Origin of the sequence: Tolypothrix sp. PCC 7601, assembly GCF_025677855.1 — a bacterium.
GTDB classification, from domain to species: domain Bacteria; phylum Cyanobacteriota; class Cyanobacteriia; order Cyanobacteriales; family Nostocaceae; genus Aulosira; species Aulosira diplosiphon.
Genome location: NZ_CP064879.1, coordinates 1662575 through 1681523 on the forward strand (window position 1 = coordinate 1662575; position 18949 = coordinate 1681523).

Consider the following 18949-nt stretch of genomic DNA (forward strand, 5'->3'; position numbering starts at 1 on the left):
TGAGTTGCCGAAGGGTTGGGTGTGGACAACTATTGGAGAAGCTACTGAATGTTTAGATTATCAGCGAGTACCAGTTAGCAAAGAAGAACGAGCAAAACGGTTGGGAAATATTCCCTATTACGGTGCTAATGGCTTAGTTGATTATATTGATGATTATATTTTTGATGAACCTCTTGTTTTAGTTGTAGAGGATGAAACTTTTGTAGGTCGTGAAAAACCATTCAGTTATAAGATTACAGGTAAAACATGGGTTAATAATCATGCTCATATTTTACGTAGTAATGGATGTGTTGATATAGATTATTTAAATTACTCACTTTGGTATTATCCATTTACTCCCTTAACTACTGGAACAACTGGCAGAAGAAAATTAACAAAAAGTGCTTTAATTTCAGCCCCTTATGTCTTACCTCCACTTCCTGAACAACATCGCATCGTTACCAAAATTGAAGAACTATTCACCCAACTTGATGCAGGGGTAGAGTTACTCAAAAAAGTAAAAGCCAAATTAAAACGCTACCGTCAGGCGGTGCTAAAAGCCGCAGTCGAAGGAAATTTAACTAAAGAATGGCGGGAAGCGAATCAAGGAGAATTAGAACCCGCCTCAGTGTTACTTGAACGCATCCTCAATCAGCGACGGGAGAAGTGGGAAGCCGAACAATTGGCGAAGATGAAAGCGCAGGGTAAAACTCCCAAAGATGACAGTTGGAAGCTGAAATATAAAGAACCTACTGCACCAGATACCTCAGATTTGCCTGAATTACCTGATGAGTGGGTATGGGTTACTATGGAAATGCTGACAATTCAGGGGCCACAAAATGGGATATATCTTCCCAAATCAGATTATGGCTCAGGTATTCCAATTCTCAGAATAGATGACTTTCAAGATAATTTTAGTCGTAGTTCTTGTGAGTTAAATTTGGTAAGAGCTACAACAGATGATATTGAAAGATATAGCTTATCTGAGGATGACTTAGTTATTAATAGAGTGAATAGCCCCAGCCATCTTGGAAAATGTTTAGTAGTTACCGATAAACATATTCCATCGCTATTTGAATCAAATATGATGCGCCTTCACTTATCTAGTTTTTATAAGGTTTTATTTGCCGCTTATTACTTACGTTCTGTTATTGGAAAATCTCGCTTGATAAGTAATGCAAAATGGGCAGTCAACCAAGCTAGTATTAATCAAACAGATGTAGGTAATACTGCAATTCCACTACTACCAATTGAGGAACAGCAGAAAGTCATAGAAGATGTCACTGTAAGCAAAAGTTTGCCGTTTTTGAAACCATAACCTTGCCGCAGACATAGCCCAAAAGTAGATTATTACGTTTAGTAGCCAAATAGAAAAAGTTGAGTTTTGAAATGATAAGCTTGCCGAAAGTATAAAAATCAAGCATAAACCTGCCGAAAGTTACGGTATTTCCTATGCTCAGCGACCGAGAGTTTGAAGACTGGTGTCGCCGCCTTTGTTTACCAGAGACGACAAAAGAGCTAGTGCAAAAAATCCGGAATTCAGAACCTGTGAGGAAGGTAGGTGGCGGAGCGAAAAATGTTTGCGGCAGTTATCCAAGTCGCAAAATGGGGAAAACGATTCAGTTTGAATCTCATAAAGTAGAACTGCCGGCGATCGTAGAGTACGAAAATGATGAAGATGTATTAGAGTACTATGACCAGCCAATTCGTCTAAGTTTATCTTTTCATTCCCTGAGCGGACGTTGTGTGGTGACATCTCATACTCCGGATTTTTGGGTAATGAGGCGTAATAGTGCGGGATTTGAAGAATGGAAAGCTAGTGAGCGGCTCAAAATACTAGCCAGAAAACAACCTACACGCTATCAGCAAAGCGAAGAAGGTCGTTGGCACGCGCCACCAGCAGAAATGAAAGTTCAAGCAATGGGACTGTACTATTATTTACGTACAGATCTTGAAATCAACTGGATTGCTTACCAGAACTATCAGTTTCTTCAAGGTTATTTCAACCAAGAAAATACAGTTAAAAAAGAGGTAAGAAAAACAGTTGTTGAGTGTATTAATGCCAATCCTGGAGTAACCCTCAAAGAACTACTAGAATCAACAAATACCGATTGGGCAGATGATATCTATGCCTTGATTGGAACAAAGCAAATATATGTAGACCTGAAAGCAGTAGCTTTGAATGAGCCAGAAAAAGTTCATCTTTTCAGTAGCCAAGAAATGGCATCAACTTATGATCTAATCATTGCTCAAAAGACTTCTGCTCGTATCGCCAGTGGACAACGAATTGATGTGGCAATTGGTTCAACGCTGGTTTGGGATGGTAAAAGTTGGTGTGTAATTCAAATCGGAGACACAAAGATTGCGCTTCAAAGCGAAAATGAACTGATTGGGTTAACTCATGCAAACTTTGATGCACTAATTGCACAAAAAGAAATCATTCATATTCAACCATTATCTGCAAAAACAACAGACATTTGGGAACAGATCAAATGCGCTAGTTCTGAGGATTTAGCAGTAGCTAATTACCGCTATAAAGTTATTGAACCATATTTACATGGCAGTCCGCCAATTAATAGTTCTGTACCTGAGCGGACAGTTCGTAGCTGGAAATCCAAATATCATCAGGCTCTGAATAATTATGGCTGGGGCTATATTGGCTTACTACCCAATCGTGGCAAGAAAGGGAACAGGGTAGATCGCTTTTCACCCGATACTTGGGAGTTTATTGACCAAATTATTGAACAGCACTATGAGAACCTCAAACAGCGAGGAAAACTAGCAACTTACGGTATTCTGGTTAGAGAATGGGAAAAAGCTGGAAAAACAGACCCTTGCCCTAGCCGGATCACTTTCTGTAAACGCATTAATCAACGAGAGAAAGTAGGACAAACTCGCCATAGGCAAGGGTCAAGAGCCGCTTACCAAAAGAGTCCTTTTTATCACGAATTAACGCTCTCCACCCCTATTCACGGGAGTCGGCCATTTGAAATCTGCCACATTGATCATACAGAATTAGATATCGAGTTAGTTTGTTCGCGCACTGGGCGCCCTTTAGGCCGACCTTGGGCAACTATTCTCATTGATGCTTTCTCACGTCGTATTTTCGCAATCTATTTAACATTTGACCCGCCATCGTATCGTTCCTGCATGATGGTATTGCGAATTTGTGTGCAGAGATTTGGCCGCTTTCCAGAAACATTAGTAATGGATAATGGTGTAGAGTTTGGCAGTATTTACTTTGAAACACTTCTAGCTGCCTTTAGTTGCACAAAAAAACAAAGACCATCTGCTAGTCCTAGATTTGGTTCACTCATTGAAAGATTTTTCGGCACAAGTAACACAGAATTTTTTTACAACCTTAAAGGCAATACTCAAATTACTAAACAAGTACGCTTGGTAAATAAAACAAATAACCCAAAAGTACAAGCTGTCTGGACATTGCCAGAATTATATGAATATTTTTGTAAATATGCTTATGTAATTTATGACAGTAGAGAGCATCCGGCACTGGGAATGTCTCCCAATGCTGCATTTACAAAAGGTGTGAATCAGAGTGGGATGCGCTATGGACAAAAAATTTTAGATGATGAAAACTTTAAAATTTTTACTTTGCCCTCAACTGCAAAGGGAAGTGCAAAAGTAATACCAAGACTCGGGATAAAAATTAATTATATCTATTATTGGTCAATTGATGATTCATTTCTTAACCCTGAAGTTGAAAGTACTCAAGTACAAGTTAGATATGATCCATTTGATGTAGGAACTGCTTATGCGTATGTCAAAGGTAATTGGGTACGCTGTATATCTGAATATTATTCATCCTTACAAGGTCATTCTGAAAAAGAAATTCGACTGATAAGTATTGAATTACGACAGCAAAAAAATCAGTATAATCAAAAAATAGCAATTAGAGCTAAAGAACTTGCACAGTATTTAGAATCAGCAGAAGCTCAAGAAGTTTTACAGACACAAAGACTTCATGATTTAGCTGCAACTGATTTGCGAGACTTAATATATAAAAATGGTAGGAAACAAACATCCTCTACTCTTACTCAGTGTCCAGTTGATAGTGATGAAGCTATTAGTACAGAAGAAGTATCACAAACACATCAATTAAATACTTCAGCAATAGAATTAGGAAAAATTCAAGCTTACTCTCAAGAGGAGTTATGGCAGTAAAACATAACCGTCCATTTCCACAAGAACTCCTGAAACAATCATTAACCGAACGGTTGAACTATTTTCAAGGAATTACAATTGGACACTTACGATTAAAACAAGCTTTAGAGACTTTATTGCTCAACCTTCAACAACCAACAGATATTTGTGTTTTCTTTGTTGTTGGCCCAGCAGGAGTAGGTAAGACCACTTTACGACTAAGGGCTGAAAAACTGTTGATGGAAGGTGCATTAGCATCTATGAAAAATCATATTTATCAAATTCCAGTTGCAGGTATTGAGGCAATTGCTAATGAAGGAGGAAAATTTAATTATAAAGATTACTACCTCCGCGTTTTAGAATGTTTAGAAAAAAATTTCTTTTGATTCAATTGCTACAAATAGTTCATTAAATTATCAAAATTATTCAGGGTTTCTTTCTACTACATACTTTGCTTCTAAAAGTTCCGATACGGTGCGTCGTGCTTTAGAAAAATCTATGCGGCACCATAAATTAACAGCATTGATGATAGACGAAGCCCAACATTTGCTGATGGTTGCTGGGGGAAAGCAAATGTTACATCAGATGAATTGGATAAAATCTCTTGCCAACATCACTGGTGTTGTACATATTTTATTTGGTACTTATGATTTACTTAACTGTTGTCACCTCAGTGGTCAAGTTAGCCGACGCAGCGATGATATACATTTACCTCGTTACTCAACAGATAACAAAGAAGATATAGCTGAGTTTATGCGGATTATCAGAACATTTCAGGCGCATTTACCTTTGCTTGAAGAGCCCTGCTTGGTAGAACAATATGAATATCTGTTGGATTATTCATCTGGTAGTGTTGGTCTTCTTAAAACTTGGTTAACAAAAGCTTTACGAAATGCTTTGGCAGAGAATGCAACAACCCTCAACATAAAGTATATTCAACAAAATGAATACTCAAAAGCACGGCGGCAGCAAATAGAACAGGAAGCACAAGCTGGAGAGAAGCGATGGCGCAACGATGTTGCTCCCGTAGCACTTAGTTTGACCAATGAAGATGTGAAGCAACCATCTCAAGCGAAAGGTCGTGTGGGAAAACGTCAGGCTAAAAGAGATACCGTAGGAATTAATCTTGATGTCAGTTAATTATTATACCGAAGATGAGTTTTGGGCTCTAGAAAAACCAACAATTCCAGAACGCTCTCAATTATTCCCACTCGAACCAATCGGTGTCGGTACGCTCTATGTCGAAAGCTTGAGTGGATATATTGCTCGCCTTGCCGACTGTCACACGATAACTACCGGAGAACTAGTTTTATCAAAAGTTATTCCATTGATGAGGCATAAAAGAAGCAGTGTTAGTTCTATAAACATCATTAATCATTTATTTAGAGATCAAGATTTTTTCACCTCTACCAACGAAAAAAGAATTGACATTGCTACCACTCTAATTCAAGCTCTAAAAGAATTGACCTGGCGTCAAGATTTATCTTGTTTATGGCCATTAAAATGGGCCAGCATTTTTTTCGAGTTTAGCATTTTGCGTTTGCATCAAGCTTGGTGTCCCGTATGTTATGACCACTGGTTTGTCAACAATCGAGTCATCTACAATCCACTGTTATGGTTAGTTAACACAATTGAGGAATGCCCTGAGCATGACCATCAGCCCTTGATTGAGGAATGCCCTCACTGTCACGAAAAATTTCCACCATTATCCAGGTATTCTCGTCCAGGGTATTGCTCAATCTGTCATCTGTGGTTAGGTAGCCAGAAACTCAACCAACTAGCCAATGAACAAACTCACAGCGTTGATTTTTGGCGACAGCTTTTGATTACTCCTATGCACTCTCATCAAAGCAACAAGCTTGTCTGGCAGTGTATGTGGTTTGATGATGTCGATGATTTGGCTGCCAATACGCCCTCTGATTTCCTGCCACCCATAAATGAGAACTAATTTTCCATCCTTACCTGCTCCGGGGTTTGAAACCATAAACCTGCCGCTCCGGCAAACTTATGGTTACAGTCACAGAAGAAGTTGAACTCTGTTTCTCCGTTCTTGAAGAAATTGAAAAAACCATAGAAACTAACCTCAAACGTGCTGAAAAGCTCCGACAAACGATATTAAAACAAGCATTTGAAGGCAAACTCGTACCCCAAGATCCCAACGACGAACCTGCCGAAAAACTGCTAGAACGCATCAAAGCAGAGAAAGCTAACCGCGAAGCTGATAAAAAACCAAAGCGTCAATCTACAATTAAATCCAAGCAACCCCGTAAATCTAAAACTACAGCCACACAACTAGAGTTGAAATTAGATGATTAAACGACTATTCCCCGTCCCCAATCATCTGGGCGAACAACTCCCCACCCTCACGGAAGACAAAAAGCAACTTCTCCAACAGCAAACCATCACCCAAGATTCCCCAGGAACAATTCTGCGGGACTTTCAAACCATCCTAGAATTTCTGCAACCTGACGGCGTTGAAGTTAGCAGCACTTATCATCAATTCTCTCTCAAATACCTCCAGCAACTCAATTCCCGCTTGAGTTACCCCATTGAAACTAACCTCAAGCGTCCCCAACAAAAATCATATCCCTACATTTACGGGTTATACTTCGTCCTTCGCACCTCTGGACTATCTCAAGTTATCTCCCAAGGCAAAAAAAACAAATTAGTATTAGACGAACAACTCCTCAAAATTTGGCAAGGCTTCAACCCAACAGAACAATATTTCACACTTTTAGAATCCTGGTTAATTTGGGGAGAAAGCGAAATCTTAGGCGAATCCAGAGACCCCTTTGGATTATTATTTCGCTGCTTGCAATTTTGGCGAGAAATTCCAGATGAAGGCTTAAATATTAACAGTTACTCAGAACAAGATAAATTAGTCTATTACCCTGGCTTGCACAGTCTTAGCCTGTTTCATTTATTTGGCTTCCTCGAACTCATCCCAGGAAAGCCCGAACCTGCTAAAGGATGGCGAATAGCTACTGTAAAACGCCGTCCTTGGGGAGATGCAATGATAGCTTTAATCTCCGAAATTTATGATGAAATTGAACCAGACACAGAAGATGCGGAAATTACACTTAACTTCCACATCGCTTTTGAAAAATTAAAACCATCACTCCAAACCTACTTTCCTGAATGGGAACAAACCTTAGTCATTGCCAAAGGAGAGTTTACCGAGGCAATATATACTTTTAAAGTCACCCTGCTGGATGCTTGGCGACGCATAGCCATTCCTAGCAACTTCAATCTCGATCAAGTCGCCGCAGCATTTGTTCAAGCATTTGATTTTGACTTTGATCACCTCTACCGATTCATTTACAAAGACCATTTAGGACGTACTTTTGAATTTTCCCATCCCTTTGTTGATATTCCCCCAAATACCAGCGATTTTCGCTTGGGTGAATTACCACTGAAAACAGGAAATCATCTGCAATTTATCTTTGATTTATTGGATGAGTGGGAGTTTGATTTGCAGCTAGAAAATATTGAACCTGCTAATCCCAAAATGAAAAAGCCCAAAATTCTTGAGTTTCACGGTGAAGCACCAGCACAGTATAGCGAAGAGGAAGAGGTTTACTGATGCGATGGGCTACGCCCCGCCGCAGGCATCGCACATTACAAACGTGTCAGAATTGGTAATGCGATCGCTTTAAAGCTTAACATCGCTTGCACATCTTCTGCGATCGCATACTGAAGTTAATATACTGTAGTTGATAGTCGATCTAAGTAATGCCTAAGAAAATTAGGGAATTAAAACAATGGTTACGCCAAGTAGGTTTTACTGAACTCCCAGGAAAAGGAAGCCACACTAACTGGATACATCCCTTATATGCTGGAAAGCTAACGGTTTCAGGGAAAGACAGTTCGGATGCTAAACCCTACCAAGAAAAGGATGTGCAACAAGCTATAAAAGAGGTAGAGGAGAAACAACAGCAGGAGAAGCAGGAAGATGAGTAAATTTAAGTATCAAATGTTAATTCAATGGTCTGTTGAAGATAACTGCTTCTTAGTTGGATTTCCTGATTTTCCCGGACAGCGTTGGCGCACTCATGGCGATACTTATGAGGAAGCTGTGGCGAACGGTATTGAAGCGTTAGAGTCTTTAATTATGGCTTACGAAGCCACAAATGAACCGCTTCCACAGCCAACAGTTTATCAAGTTGCGTAATTGAGTTTGTTACTATACGTATCAGAATTGGGGAAGCGTAGACACGCAGTGGCTTGTCGTCAGACATCGCTCTTACTGTATTAGTGTAAAAGGATGGGGGGTGCGATCGCACATTACAAACGTGCCAGAATTGGGAATGCGATCGCTATTACTGTATTAGTGTAAAGGGACGGGTAGTGCGATCGCCTCAACATCGCTTGCATATCTCCCAGATTTATTCTCCATCTTCCACCGCACCTAATGCTTTAAGTGTGCCTTTTTCAGCTTCAGTTAAGCCTTTAACGCCTGTAATGTTCATGCGTTCATAAGGGCGATCGCTTCTCAAGGTTTTTAAACACTCACCAGTTTCAATGTTCCAAATTTTGATTATGCCATCTTCGGCACAACTGCTAAGAACTTTACCCTTGGGACTAAAACTAATTGATGATATTGTTCTAGTATGTCCCTGCAATGTGATTAAACATTTACCTGTATGTACATTCCAAAGCTTTATACTTAAATCATCACTTCCAGTAGCAAGAATCTGACCATCAAAACTAAAAGCAAATACCTTGATTTGTCCAGTATGTTCCTCCAAAGTCATTAAACATTGACCAGTATAAATATTCCAAAGCTTTGCTATATAGTCATCACTACAGGTAGCGACAATTTTTATGTCAGAGCTAAAAGCACCCGCTCTTGACCAATTTTTCTTTTTCTCTCCTGTTAGAGTTTTAAGGCATTTACCCGTTGAAACATCCCAAAGTTTTACAGTGTCATCATAACTAAGACTGGCAATAATTTGACCATCACAACTAAAAGAAAGTTTTGTTATAGAGCGAGTATGCGCTCTTATTTCATAAATATTTTGTTTTGTATTAAAGTCCCAAAGCTGTATTGTCCGACCAGAAGCAATTGCTAGTTTAAGTCCATCAGGACTAAATACTATCGAAAATAATTTTCCAGTATCTTCTTGTAAAATTTTGGTACATTCTCCAGTTTGAACATCCCATAATCTAATTGTAAAGTCACCACTTCCACTGGCGAGAATTTGACCATCGGGGCTAAAGGCTAAACATCGTATCCAATCATTATGCCCCTGTAACTCTTTTGTACATTTACCTGTATTGATATCCCACAATCTAACTATTTGGTCTTGTCCACCACTAGCAATGAGTTGTCCGTTAGGGTGAAATACAACCGACTTTAACCAATTAGCATATCCTTGAAAACGGTAAATACATTCGCCTGTGTTTACATCCCATAGCTTTACCGAATGGTCTTGACTTCCACTAGCTAAAGTTTGACCATCAGGGCTAAAAGCAACAGATTGTACCCAATTATCATGCTCTTTTAGAGTTGTAAGGCATTCACCTGTGTTTATATCCCATAGCTTGATTGTACGGTCGGTGCTACCACTAGCCAAAATTTTACCATTGGAATCACAAGCAATTGAGTTAACTACATCTTTGTGTCCCTGCAAAGTTTTTAGACATTCTCCAGTGTTGATATCCCATAGTTTGATTGTGCGGTCATGACTACAAGTTACAATAATTTTTCCATTAGGGCTAAAAGTAATCGCTCTTACATAACTAGTATGTCCTTGTAAAATCTTTTGGATCTGAGATATACGGGTATTCCATAAATTAATCGTATAATTACTATCGGTAAAAGCAAGTATTTCACCATTGGGACTAAATGCAATTGCCCTTACAAGACTATCTTGCACTGAAAAGGTTATCAAACATTCGCCAGTTTTTACATCCCACAATTTTGCTGTTTTGTCTTCGCTCCCACTGGCAATAACTTGAGCATTCGGGCTAAATGCTATTGTTCTAACTGTAGCAGTATGGCCAAGTAACGTTTGCATACATTTTCCCGTTCTGACATCCCAAAGCTTTACAGTACAGTCACTACTTACACTAACAAGCATTTGATCATCAGGGCTAAAAGTTACTGAATATACCAAATTTTGATGCCCGTTAAAAGTCATAATTTGTTGTTTGTCAGTAATTCGCCACAAACGAATACCTGCACCATCACCCATTGCTAAAAACTGCCCATTGGAGTTAAATGCTACCGAAAAAATTTGACTTAAAGTATTTGTAAAAACTGAATTTGCTAAATTTGCATCGGCAAAATTAACATTTCGTAAAATTGCACCAGTAAAATCTGCTCTTTTAACAACCACTTGGCTTAAATCTCTATCCTCCAAAGCAGTTTTATCTACTTTTACTGCCAATGTTGCTGCATTTCCGCCAACATAATCAGCTTCATTTTCGCTTTTACCTCGCGTTACCTCAATCGCATTAATCAGAGACTCACTGTTACTCAACATTGGTAAAAGTAAATCCATTACTGCTTTAGTAAGTGGCGCTTTGCCAAAAGTCTGCCTCAACTTATTCAAAGACTCACTTGTAAATGCTTTGAGTGGTGCGTTCCCCAAAGGGGTTGCCGCAGGCATCGCCTCACCACTCCCTTGCTGCGAAAAATAACCAGACCACGTATAATCAGTAGGCACGACAGTTTTATCTACAAGCGATCGAGCTTGTGCCAATTCAGTAAAATCACTCGCCAACGCCCCTAACTCTGCCGCAAATTTATACGCTACAAAAAACTCTAACAGTGATCTATGCGCTGGAGTATAGTCACCATCAGCATTGCGGACAAGCATCGTCTGCGCCATCATGTCATAATGCCAATGGTCTAAATCCTTCTCTTCTTGAACACTAGAACCAAATAAGCGGCGGATACGTTCTGGGAACAGCCGATAATTCAGGCTCATTTGGTCACTAGACAGCATTTCCCAAGAAAGTTCGCACAAAAAGTACAGCTTATCTGCTAAAGAAGTAAAAGTACGCTCTGCCTTGATATCCCGTTCCATCTTGCGCCGCACTGCATAGAGATAAACCCGTGACATATCCACAGGTTTACCCGCCTCAATATCTGGCAATGCTTCCAAGATTAAGTCAGTCATCACTGGACGACGGGCTAAGTCTAATAATTGCCCATTGCCCATTACTTGTTCAACTGTCGCTGCTTCAGCTTGGTATGACAACACCTGCCGAATTTGCTCATTGTTGAATTTCTCCAATTCCAAGACTTCAAATTGCGGTGTTTCACCAGTTAATTTTTTAGTTGAAGCCTGCAATTCTGCATTGAGTAAAGCGCGTCCTTCCTTCGCCTCTGGAAAATGCTCAGTACGACAAGTAAGGATAACTTTAGCACCAGGAACTACCACCTTTGCCAGTTCCCAGAAGTTGTTAATCATCTGTTGGCGGTCAACTTTTGCTGCCATTTCGTCAAAGCCATCGAAAATTAGCAGCAATTTACCCATGCGGTTGAGTTGGTCAAAAACTTCGCTGTTGATGCGGATATTATGTTGGGTAAAAAAGAATCCTGCCAAAACATTTTCTACATTTAACGCCTTGGCAAAGTCACGCAAAGTAATTACTAAAGGCAGACGGGGACGTTCAACACCACGTTTTTGGGCATCACGGTAACGTTGCAGTGCAGTCCAAGCATAGTGAAAGACAAACCAAGTTTTACCTGTACCAAATTCTCCCAAAATGGAAATATGCTCTTTTGCAGGGTCATCAAGCCACAAGTCAATATAGCCATCAATCCAGCCGTCTTCTTCTTCATAACGACTCACCCCGATTCGCTGCTTAGTCACCGGGTCAATTTCTTCTTTTGTACAAGCAAGGGGTACATACTTAGTATCAATTTTTCGGCGTTTGATTTCCGCTTCTAACCAGTCCAGATAGGCATTAAAGTCTGCATCCAAGTCAATTAGTTCGTCAAAAGTGAAACAATCAAGATGACGATTTGCTTCCTTTTTGACTTCATCCCTTGCAGCACGGGAAATGCGGCGGGTTGTTACTAACCATCCTTCATCAGTTTTTTGCGCCTCAACTGAGGAACGCAACGCCATCACATCACTCAGTCCAATTTCTCCAGCCACGCCACGGATAAGAACACGGTCATAACTGCGACGTACTGGAATCTGAATTATCCATTCAAAATATTCTTCTGCCCAGATTTCATATTTTTCAAAGTCATAGCCCAAGGTTTCAAACCATCCTCGCATCTGCTGGGCTAGTGCGATCGCTCTACATTGATTTTCAGTGACACTTGAGGGTAGTGCAGGATAATTATTTACTGCCAACCTTGCTATTTCTGTCCGAATTCCCTCCAACGTCGGCAATCTTTCCAATTGTTCTTGGATACTCGCAATCCTTTTATGTAGAGAACCAATTTTCTGGTTCATCAACACATCAGCAGGTGTGCGACTACGTTTCGCCACTTCGATAAATACCGTCGCAAATTCAGCTACCTCTCGCCTAACATCAAGTTCCAAACCTCTGATATCATCGCCCAATGTATAGGCATCGAGAAAAGCATCAACTTCAGACAGCAGAATTGAGGGGTTATTGTGGTCTAATGCTGTGCGAAAAGCTTGTTTAATTGCTTCTTGTCGGAATAATTCTAGTAATGGTTTTGGTTTGCCTACACCGTATTCTACTAAGGCATAAGCGTAAACACCACTAAAATCAGCAGGTGGATGCTCTGGATCGAGGTTAAATTGCTGGAGTAACTTAATTACTGTCTCACTACGCAGAATTTTTTCTTTAATCAAAGGATTGGCGATGCTAGTAATTGCGCTGAAAACCAGATCCAGGTTAATGAAACTCATTAGGATACTCCGAAAGCACAGAGCTATCTTGCTAACTAAGGGTTAATTACTTAATTGAAAATGATCTACCGTCAAAAAAAGTTTTATTTTATACTTTCTCAATCATTCTCGAAAAAATACACCTAATGACTGTAATATACTCAAGCTTTGGGATGTTTCGCAGCGATGCGTTCGTCAGGTAGACAATAGGTGAGGCTGGAAGTGAGCGACCGAATATTAATTTGAGACTGTCTTCGCCGCGATCGCCATCTCAAAAATATATAATGCTTCGTTACTAGTAAAACTCCCTGTAGCATCACTCAATGGCTAACGAATCTTCTACCATCGTTCAAAAACTCTGGAATTACTGCAACGTCCTCCGCGATGATGGCGTTAGCTACAGTGACTATGTAGAACAGCTTACCTATCTGCTGTTCCTGAAGATGGTGGAAGAACAAAACCAACTTCCCCCACCTTTGGGCAAACGTTCCACCATTCCTACAGAATACAGTTGGGAAGCACTGCGATCGCAAGACGGTGATGCTTTAGAAACCCAGTACCGCCACACCTTAGAAAACCTGGGTAAAGAAAAAGGGCTATTGGGCGTTATCTTTCGCAAATCGCAAAACAAAATTCAAGACCCCGCCAAACTCAAGCGACTGGTAGAACTCATCAACTCAGAAACTTGGATTGGTTTAGATATCGACGTAAAAGGGGAAATTTACGAAGGATTGCTGCAAAAGAACGCTGAAGATGTCAAAGGCGGTGCAGGTCAGTATTTTACGCCAAGGGCATTAATTAAAGCCATTGTCGAAGTCATGCAACCCCAACCAGGACAACGTATCTGCGATCCTGCTTGCGGTACAGGTGGTTTTTTCTTGGTGGCTAATGACACCATTACCAAAAATTACAAACTCGATAAAGCCCAAAAGCAATTCCTGAAAAATCAAACCTTTAAAGGATTTGATGTTGCTGATGGGGTAGTGCGCCTCTGTGCGATGAATCTGTATTTACACGGTATTGCTGGTGATGAAAGTCCTGTTGATGCTAAAGATAGCTTAATGGCAGATCCAGGCGATCGCTTTGAATTAGTATTAACAAATCCACCCTTCGGTAAAAAAAGCAGCATCACTGTTTTCAACGACGATGGCAAAGCAGACAAAGAAAAGGTCGTTTATCGCCGTGATGACTTTTGGGCTACCACATCTAACAAACAGCTAAACTTTCTCCAGCACGTCAAAACCCTACTGCAAATCAATGGTAAAGCTGCGGTTGTCGTTCCTGATAACGTCCTGTTTGAAGGTGGTGCTGGTGAAACCATCCGCAAGAAATTACTGCACGAATGTGATGTACATACCCTGCTGAGATTGCCAACAGGTATATTCTACGCTCAAGGTGTCAAAGCTAACGTGTTATTCTTTGACCGCAAACCCGCTAGCGCCGATCCCTGGACTAAAAAACTGTGGATTTACGATTTCAGAACCAATCAGCACTTTACCCTGAAAACCAATCCCCTCCGCTACGAGAACTTGCAAGACTTTATCCAATGCTTTAATGCTCAAAATCGGCAGGAACGCCAGGAAACAGAAAGGTTTCGAGCCTTTAGCTATGAAGAACTGATACAACGCGATAAAGTCAGTCTGGATATTTTCTGGCTGAGGGATGAGAGTTTAGAAGACTCTGATAACCTCCCAGCACCGGATGTTTTAGCTTTAGAGATTGCTGAGGATTTAGAAGCAGCGTTGGAACTCTTCCAAAGTATCACCGAGAACCTAGAGGCAAAAACTGTCAGCGAAGTGTAAGTGGGTTGGGTGCGGGAGCGAGATGCGATCGCGCCGAAAAAGTTCGTCAAGCCTTTAAAAACCGCCAAATAGAAGCACACGAGACTTTAGTTCAATTAGATGAAATAGCCAACGTATGTGTCGAAGCAGAGGAAGAACGCCAAAAGCTCGATGTTGATAAAAATACCTTTGCCAATCAATTTCTATCACTACAGGAAGCTTGACACTTAACACAGAGTTATTAGATTTGCCAAAAGAAGTAGGAGAGTTCGTTATTGTTCATGAACTAGTACATTTGCTCTTACCAAACCACGCCAAGGTGTTTAAGTGCTTTCTATCTGCTGATTTGCCTGATAGAGAGGAGAGGGAGAGGAATTTACGGGCGTTTGTGAAAATAGTTCACGAAGAACAACTTTAACCAGAAATAGCCATATTCATTGGGTTCTAATCCTTGTGTTTCCGGATGTCAGAGGTAACGGGAACATAAACTTTACCTATAGCCAGCAATAAAATTGCCAGCTATCACTTTTAAGTGTGGGAAACATCACTGACTAATGCTCAGAATTAGGCTACTCTATAAGATAAAAGGTTGTCTCACTTGGTCTTAGCATTTTTTAAAGATGAAGCTCCCAGATTATGAAAGAGTCATTTATGAGTACAATCCTCTAATCGAGGTGATTGCTCAAATTAGATTTCCAACTATTCTGAAAATTACAAGTCAAGAACCTGTAGATTTTCAAGATAGCGTAAGATTTGAATACCCTATTTTTGAAGCTTCTAGAAACTTGCAAATACCAGTTGAATTATCAAACCTTTTAACCCAATTTAACTCAAACATTGCTAGTGAGGTGACATATCAGTTTAAATCAGAAGATTTAAGTTGGCAGCTTTCTATAGACAAAAACTCCATTACACTTGTTACTAACAAATATGAAAGATATGAAAAATTTATTGAAAGATTTAAAAATGCTGTAGAAATTTTCGAGAAAATATATAATCCATCATTTTATTCAAGAATAGGTTTAAGATATCGGGATTTAATCATTAGGTCAAAGCTAAACATTACCAACAAAGAATGGATTGAATTAATACCTAAATATATTGCATCTGAACTACATACTCCAGAGTTAGAAGAATCGATAATAAATTTTGTCAAAAATTTACAATTACGAACTGAATTTGGTCAAGTTAATTTTAATCATGGACTTGTTCAAATTAGAGACATAGAAAAAAATATCGATGAAACAGCTTATTTATTAGACGCTGATTTTTTTACAGAGAGAAAGTTAGAAAGAGGTGAAAATGTCTGGAATACATTCGACCAAGCAAATCGTACAGCCAGAAATCTTTTCCGCTGGAGTATCACCGAAGAATTACACAGTGCAATGCGACCTCAAACCATATAACTCTATGCAAATAATAACTGGTGGTGCTAAAAACAATAATATAATAGGGCAAAGGTACGAAGTAATATCCACTCCTACCCAAATATCTCCTTGGGAAACTTTATCACTTAATACAGCAAATTTAAATATTAGAATATCGATAGAGTCACCTTTTACGGCTGAATTGCCCAGCCAATTACATCAAAATAGCGTTCTATTAGTCAAATGTTTAAGTTTAATTAGTATGCTTTTTGCGACTTCTACAACAGAAGGTTTACAAGAAGCATCAGAAGCGCTTGAAAGGATGGTGGAATACTATAACGATAGTGGGTCTGATTTACAACAAACTACCTTACCCCAAAGTTTAGGAGTAATTACTGGCAACTTATTGCCTAGCGAAGTCAGACCACCTTTAATTATTGATTTTGAATAGCTTTCATCATGCCCAAAAGTTTAATTTATCGAGCCTCTGATGAAAAAGAAGCTCTTAGACAAGGGGAAATTTTAACGGGAGTAATACAGTTTATACCTGTTCCTAACGAAGCATCGCCAGAGCTAGATAAAACGCAGTTTAAACCAATAATTCATCCTTACGCAATTGTTGTTAGTCAAGATTGTGACCTAGATTGGGATTATAAAGCTAGGCAAACAACAGATAAACAGAATAAACTATTGAACTCCATACTTTGTTGTGAGATATATCAAGCTCAAGAAATTAGACAGGATAGAAATACGTATCAGATGAATTCTGAAAAATGGAATCTTGTCAAAACAAATTGTAATAAGCAGTTTCATTTTTTTGAAAAAATACCTTTAGAGTGTGATTTAACAAAAGAAGGATTAGCAGAGTTAACCGCAGACTTTAAGAAAGTTTTTGCAGTAGACCCGGAGTTTTTATACTATCAAATAAGTATAAATAAAGTTCAAAGGCGCAGCGTCTTTGTAAGTCCCTATTTAGAAGACTTCTTCCAACGTTACTACAGTTATCATGGGCGTGTTGCACTTCCAGCACAACATGAAAGCGAAAAAGGAGGATAAAAGTAGAAATCAAGTAAAGAAAATATTAGAGATTTTTTGTTTGTTTTTCATCTCCCCAAACCCTTAGAACCCTAGTTAATGCCTCCAACTGCTGGCGAGAAGCAGGGGGGTTAAACCGAAACTTTTCTCAACGGACGATCATCGCCTCACTTCCCCTTACCAGGCGGCGAAATCGTTCCATCCGCCTGCGCTTGTCTAATCGCTCGTTTGAGAATTAACACCGCCATTTGCGACAAAGAACGCTCCTCTGCATCCGCCAGTTGTTGCAGAGCTTCTTTGTCTTCTTCTTCCATGTAAATACTCAGTGTTACTTTCCCCATGTGATTATTATCAGATTTACTATGTATTTTTATATTAAATCACTAAAAACAAATAAATTTAAATAGAAATACATCAAATTTATGTATAATTACTGATAAGTCAAAAGCCAGCGCACAACTTTCCACGGCTGACGCTGGCTTCTGGCTCCCTTTCACAGGAGACATATTCCATGTTAAGACCTGTTTGCCACAAAACAGATCAATACAGAGGTTATCAACAAGCCTTAGATGACTTCGGTATTGCTGAAGTATTGGCGAAACTCAGCAATTACTGTCAACAGCAAGAACAAGAAAGTTTAGCAGCGTTGTTGATTTCTCAACTAACTCAGAGTATCGATGCCGAACTGATTGCTAATTATTTGAGTGCGATGGCGCTCAATCGCCAGGATTTACTCCCAAGATTAATTAACCAGAAATTTTCTCCGAGTTCTGTTGATTTACCCGAAGACTTTCCTAATACAGCAAAGACACCCCGCTTTTTGTATGGCGATAAATTGCGTTGGATTGGTTCTGACACCGATTGGGGAACTGCGATCGGCAGATTTTATAGCTTTGCTCCCCATCTTTGCTGCTGGACTTGGTGTTACCTCATTTGCTTGAGCAAAGATAGCCCCAGTACCGCTTGGGCATCTGCCGATATTGCCTGGGAAGAAGATTTAGAACCATTGGAAGCGGAACCAATGCTATGACTAATCCGCGTCCTTTACAAGCACGAGAGCAAAATTTGATTGATCTATATAGCCATTGTCAACTAGGAATGACACCCAAGAATTTTTATGCCAAATGGGATGTCAATCACGAAGCGATCGCTCGGATTTGCTCCCGTTCACTTTCAACTGTCAGGCGTTGGTTTTCCAAGGGACGTAATTACCGCAGTCCCATGCCCAGTGATTTACGCCATCTTGCCCTCATGGACTTCCTGCTAGAACACTTCGAGGAAATCCCCGAAGAATTTCTGAAGATACTCTGTTCTCTCACAGGGCATAAGTAGGAATCGAAAAATTGACGGTGAGGGAAGTCGAACTGTCAACCAATTGCAATGTCATCCTGACATTTCTTTACCAGCCACTCTCACAGTAGGGTGGCTTTAGTCTTGGGAATGTTTAAGTAACTTTTGTCTATTCTTCAACTCCAATTCACTAGCTAAATCATAGGTATGATCGGGAGGTTTTTGTGACCTACATTGAAAAGCTAAATCCTTGGTGTATAGTCCGCCATTTTCCTAATATGCAACACCAGATAGTTGCTCGTTTTCGCCGCCGGAATGATGCAGAAGCTCATTCACAAGCTCTACATCGGCTGATACCAAATGCAACTTTCTCAATCATTTTTAATGCGGCAGTCGAGCAACCAGAGCAAATTACTCCATAATTCGGTCATTCTGGGAGCAAATTTAATTTGTAGTGAGTTTTCTTATCTGTTGAAACATAAAATATCCCCCCTTGCCACCTTTTTTTCAT

The 18949-nt window shown here is 39.8% G+C and carries 21 protein-coding genes; 18 read left to right on the plus strand and 3 right to left on the minus strand.

Going from position 1 to position 18949, the window contains the following annotated elements; translation table 11 throughout:
* The first annotated feature begins 19 nt into the window (after positions 1-19).
* From HG267_RS06880 to HG267_RS06920, 9 genes are all read left to right on the plus strand, one after another.
* Entirely contained in the window at positions 20-1297 is a 1278-nt protein-coding gene (locus HG267_RS06880; RefSeq protein ID WP_263420033.1) for a restriction endonuclease subunit S, read from the plus strand.
* Between the two features lie 134 nt (positions 1298-1431).
* The gene (locus HG267_RS06885) at positions 1432-4161 is read left to right on the plus strand and encodes a TnsA endonuclease N-terminal domain-containing protein (RefSeq protein WP_045871115.1); all 2730 of its coding nucleotides are present in this window, start codon (positions 1432-1434) and stop codon (positions 4159-4161) included.
* Positions 4152-4526: a hypothetical protein gene (locus tag HG267_RS06890; protein WP_263420014.1), complete on the plus strand. Its 375-nt coding sequence runs from the start codon at positions 4152-4154 to the stop codon at positions 4524-4526. Before HG267_RS06885 ends, HG267_RS06890 begins: the two co-directional genes overlap by 10 nt.
* Before the next feature lie 88 nt (positions 4527-4614).
* Positions 4615-5280: an AAA family ATPase gene (locus HG267_RS06895; protein WP_411863266.1), complete on the plus strand. Its 666-nt coding sequence runs from the start codon at positions 4615-4617 to the stop codon at positions 5278-5280.
* Entirely contained in the window at positions 5270-6088 is an 819-nt protein-coding gene (locus HG267_RS06900) for a TniQ family protein (RefSeq protein ID WP_052335223.1), read from the plus strand. Before HG267_RS06895 ends, HG267_RS06900 begins: the two co-directional genes overlap by 11 nt.
* A gap of 59 nt (positions 6089-6147) precedes the next feature.
* Complete coding sequence (locus tag HG267_RS06905) at positions 6148-6456, plus strand: hypothetical protein (RefSeq protein WP_052335451.1); 309 nt, start codon at positions 6148-6150, stop codon at positions 6454-6456.
* The gene (locus tag HG267_RS06910) at positions 6449-7723 is read left to right on the plus strand and encodes an IS1096 element passenger TnpR family protein (RefSeq protein ID WP_045874428.1); all 1275 of its coding nucleotides are present in this window, start codon (positions 6449-6451) and stop codon (positions 7721-7723) included. Before HG267_RS06905 ends, HG267_RS06910 begins: the two co-directional genes overlap by 8 nt.
* A gap of 149 nt (positions 7724-7872) precedes the next feature.
* Positions 7873-8100 carry a type II toxin-antitoxin system HicA family toxin gene (locus tag HG267_RS06915; protein ID WP_045874429.1) on the plus strand — a complete coding sequence of 76 codons (228 nt, stop codon included), beginning with the start codon at positions 7873-7875 and terminating at the stop codon, positions 8098-8100.
* Positions 8093-8311 (plus strand): type II toxin-antitoxin system HicB family antitoxin, encoded by a 219-nt coding sequence (locus HG267_RS06920; protein ID WP_017653080.1) that lies wholly within the window; start codon positions 8093-8095, stop codon positions 8309-8311. Before HG267_RS06915 ends, HG267_RS06920 begins: the two co-directional genes overlap by 8 nt.
* Before the next feature lie 214 nt (positions 8312-8525).
* Here the strand turns inward: HG267_RS06920 and HG267_RS06925 are convergent, their stop codons facing one another.
* Together HG267_RS06925 and HG267_RS06930 are read right to left on the minus strand one after the other, a co-directional pair.
* The gene (locus HG267_RS06925) at positions 8526-12986 is read right to left on the minus strand and encodes an NACHT domain-containing protein (RefSeq protein ID WP_045874430.1); all 4461 of its coding nucleotides are present in this window, start codon (positions 12984-12986) and stop codon (positions 8526-8528) included.
* Positions 12987-13126: 140 nt separating this feature from the next.
* Complete coding sequence (locus tag HG267_RS06930; protein WP_155539659.1) at positions 13127-13282, minus strand: hypothetical protein; 156 nt, start codon at positions 13280-13282, stop codon at positions 13127-13129.
* 6 nt (positions 13283-13288) lie between these two features.
* On the opposite strand from HG267_RS06930, the gene HG267_RS06935 reads away from it, so the two are divergent.
* The 6 genes from HG267_RS06935 (at position 13289) to HG267_RS06960 (ending at position 17169) form a co-directional block, all read left to right on the plus strand.
* Positions 13289-14767, plus strand: a complete 1479-nt coding sequence (locus tag HG267_RS06935; protein WP_045874431.1) for a class I SAM-dependent DNA methyltransferase — start codon at positions 13289-13291, stop codon at positions 14765-14767.
* Positions 14768-14772: 5 nt separating this feature from the next.
* Positions 14773-14970 carry a hypothetical protein gene (locus HG267_RS06940; RefSeq protein WP_045874432.1) on the plus strand — a complete coding sequence of 66 codons (198 nt, stop codon included), beginning with the start codon at positions 14773-14775 and terminating at the stop codon, positions 14968-14970.
* The gene (locus HG267_RS06945; protein ID WP_228045701.1) at positions 14967-15164 is read left to right on the plus strand and encodes a M48 family metallopeptidase; all 198 of its coding nucleotides are present in this window, start codon (positions 14967-14969) and stop codon (positions 15162-15164) included. Before HG267_RS06940 ends, HG267_RS06945 begins: the two co-directional genes overlap by 4 nt.
* Positions 15165-15366: 202 nt before the next feature.
* Positions 15367-16152, plus strand: a complete 786-nt coding sequence (locus HG267_RS06950) for a TIGR04255 family protein (protein WP_045874433.1) — start codon at positions 15367-15369, stop codon at positions 16150-16152.
* A gap of 4 nt (positions 16153-16156) precedes the next feature.
* A complete protein-coding gene (locus HG267_RS06955; protein WP_045874434.1) occupies positions 16157-16564 on the plus strand; it encodes a hypothetical protein in 408 nt (135 codons plus the stop codon).
* A gap of 8 nt (positions 16565-16572) precedes the next feature.
* Entirely contained in the window at positions 16573-17169 is a 597-nt protein-coding gene (locus HG267_RS06960) for a hypothetical protein (RefSeq protein ID WP_045874435.1), read from the plus strand.
* A 146-nt stretch (positions 17170-17315) separates the two neighbouring features.
* On the opposite strand, the gene HG267_RS06965 is transcribed toward HG267_RS06960, so the two are convergent.
* A complete protein-coding gene (locus tag HG267_RS06965; protein ID WP_071989489.1) occupies positions 17316-17489 on the minus strand; it encodes a ribbon-helix-helix domain-containing protein in 174 nt (57 codons plus the stop codon).
* 170 nt (positions 17490-17659) lie between these two features.
* On the opposite strand from HG267_RS06965, the gene HG267_RS06970 reads away from it, so the two are divergent.
* The 3 genes from HG267_RS06970 to HG267_RS06980 all read left to right on the plus strand — a co-directional run bounded on the left by HG267_RS06970 (position 17660) and on the right by HG267_RS06980 (position 18860).
* Positions 17660-18178, plus strand: coding sequence for a hypothetical protein (locus HG267_RS06970; protein WP_045874436.1), 519 nt, complete (start codon positions 17660-17662; stop codon positions 18176-18178).
* Entirely contained in the window at positions 18175-18480 is a 306-nt protein-coding gene (locus HG267_RS06975; protein WP_045874437.1) for a hypothetical protein, read from the plus strand. Before HG267_RS06970 ends, HG267_RS06975 begins: the two co-directional genes overlap by 4 nt.
* A gap of 182 nt (positions 18481-18662) precedes the next feature.
* The gene (locus HG267_RS06980) at positions 18663-18860 is read left to right on the plus strand and encodes a hypothetical protein (RefSeq protein ID WP_045874438.1); all 198 of its coding nucleotides are present in this window, start codon (positions 18663-18665) and stop codon (positions 18858-18860) included.
* Positions 18861-18949: the final 89 nt, after the last annotated feature.

Coding starts and splice junctions, on each gene's coding strand:
- HG267_RS06885 (WP_045871115.1), top strand. CDS start 1,432: ATGCTCAGCGACCGAGAGTTTGAAGACTGGTGTCGCCGCCTTTGTTTA.
- HG267_RS06890 (WP_263420014.1), top strand. CDS start 4,152: ATGGCAGTAAAACATAACCGTCCATTTCCACAAGAACTCCTGAAACAA.
- HG267_RS06900 (WP_052335223.1), top strand. CDS start 5,270: ATGTCAGTTAATTATTATACCGAAGATGAGTTTTGGGCTCTAGAAAAA.
- HG267_RS06905 (WP_052335451.1), top strand. CDS start 6,148: ATGGTTACAGTCACAGAAGAAGTTGAACTCTGTTTCTCCGTTCTTGAA.
- HG267_RS06910 (WP_045874428.1), top strand. CDS start 6,449: ATGATTAAACGACTATTCCCCGTCCCCAATCATCTGGGCGAACAACTC.
- HG267_RS06915 (WP_045874429.1), top strand. CDS start 7,873: ATGCCTAAGAAAATTAGGGAATTAAAACAATGGTTACGCCAAGTAGGT.
- HG267_RS06920 (WP_017653080.1), top strand. CDS start 8,093: ATGAGTAAATTTAAGTATCAAATGTTAATTCAATGGTCTGTTGAAGAT.
- HG267_RS06925 (WP_045874430.1), bottom strand. CDS start 12,986: ATGAGTTTCATTAACCTGGATCTGGTTTTCAGCGCAATTACTAGCATC.
- HG267_RS06930 (WP_155539659.1), bottom strand. CDS start 13,282: ATGCTACAGGGAGTTTTACTAGTAACGAAGCATTATATATTTTTGAGA.
- HG267_RS06935 (WP_045874431.1), top strand. CDS start 13,289: ATGGCTAACGAATCTTCTACCATCGTTCAAAAACTCTGGAATTACTGC.
- HG267_RS06950 (WP_045874433.1), top strand. CDS start 15,367: ATGAAGCTCCCAGATTATGAAAGAGTCATTTATGAGTACAATCCTCTA.
- HG267_RS06955 (WP_045874434.1), top strand. CDS start 16,157: ATGCAAATAATAACTGGTGGTGCTAAAAACAATAATATAATAGGGCAA.
- HG267_RS06960 (WP_045874435.1), top strand. CDS start 16,573: ATGCCCAAAAGTTTAATTTATCGAGCCTCTGATGAAAAAGAAGCTCTT.
- HG267_RS06965 (WP_071989489.1), bottom strand. CDS start 17,489: ATGGGGAAAGTAACACTGAGTATTTACATGGAAGAAGAAGACAAAGAA.
- HG267_RS06970 (WP_045874436.1), top strand. CDS start 17,660: ATGTTAAGACCTGTTTGCCACAAAACAGATCAATACAGAGGTTATCAA.
- HG267_RS06975 (WP_045874437.1), top strand. CDS start 18,175: ATGACTAATCCGCGTCCTTTACAAGCACGAGAGCAAAATTTGATTGAT.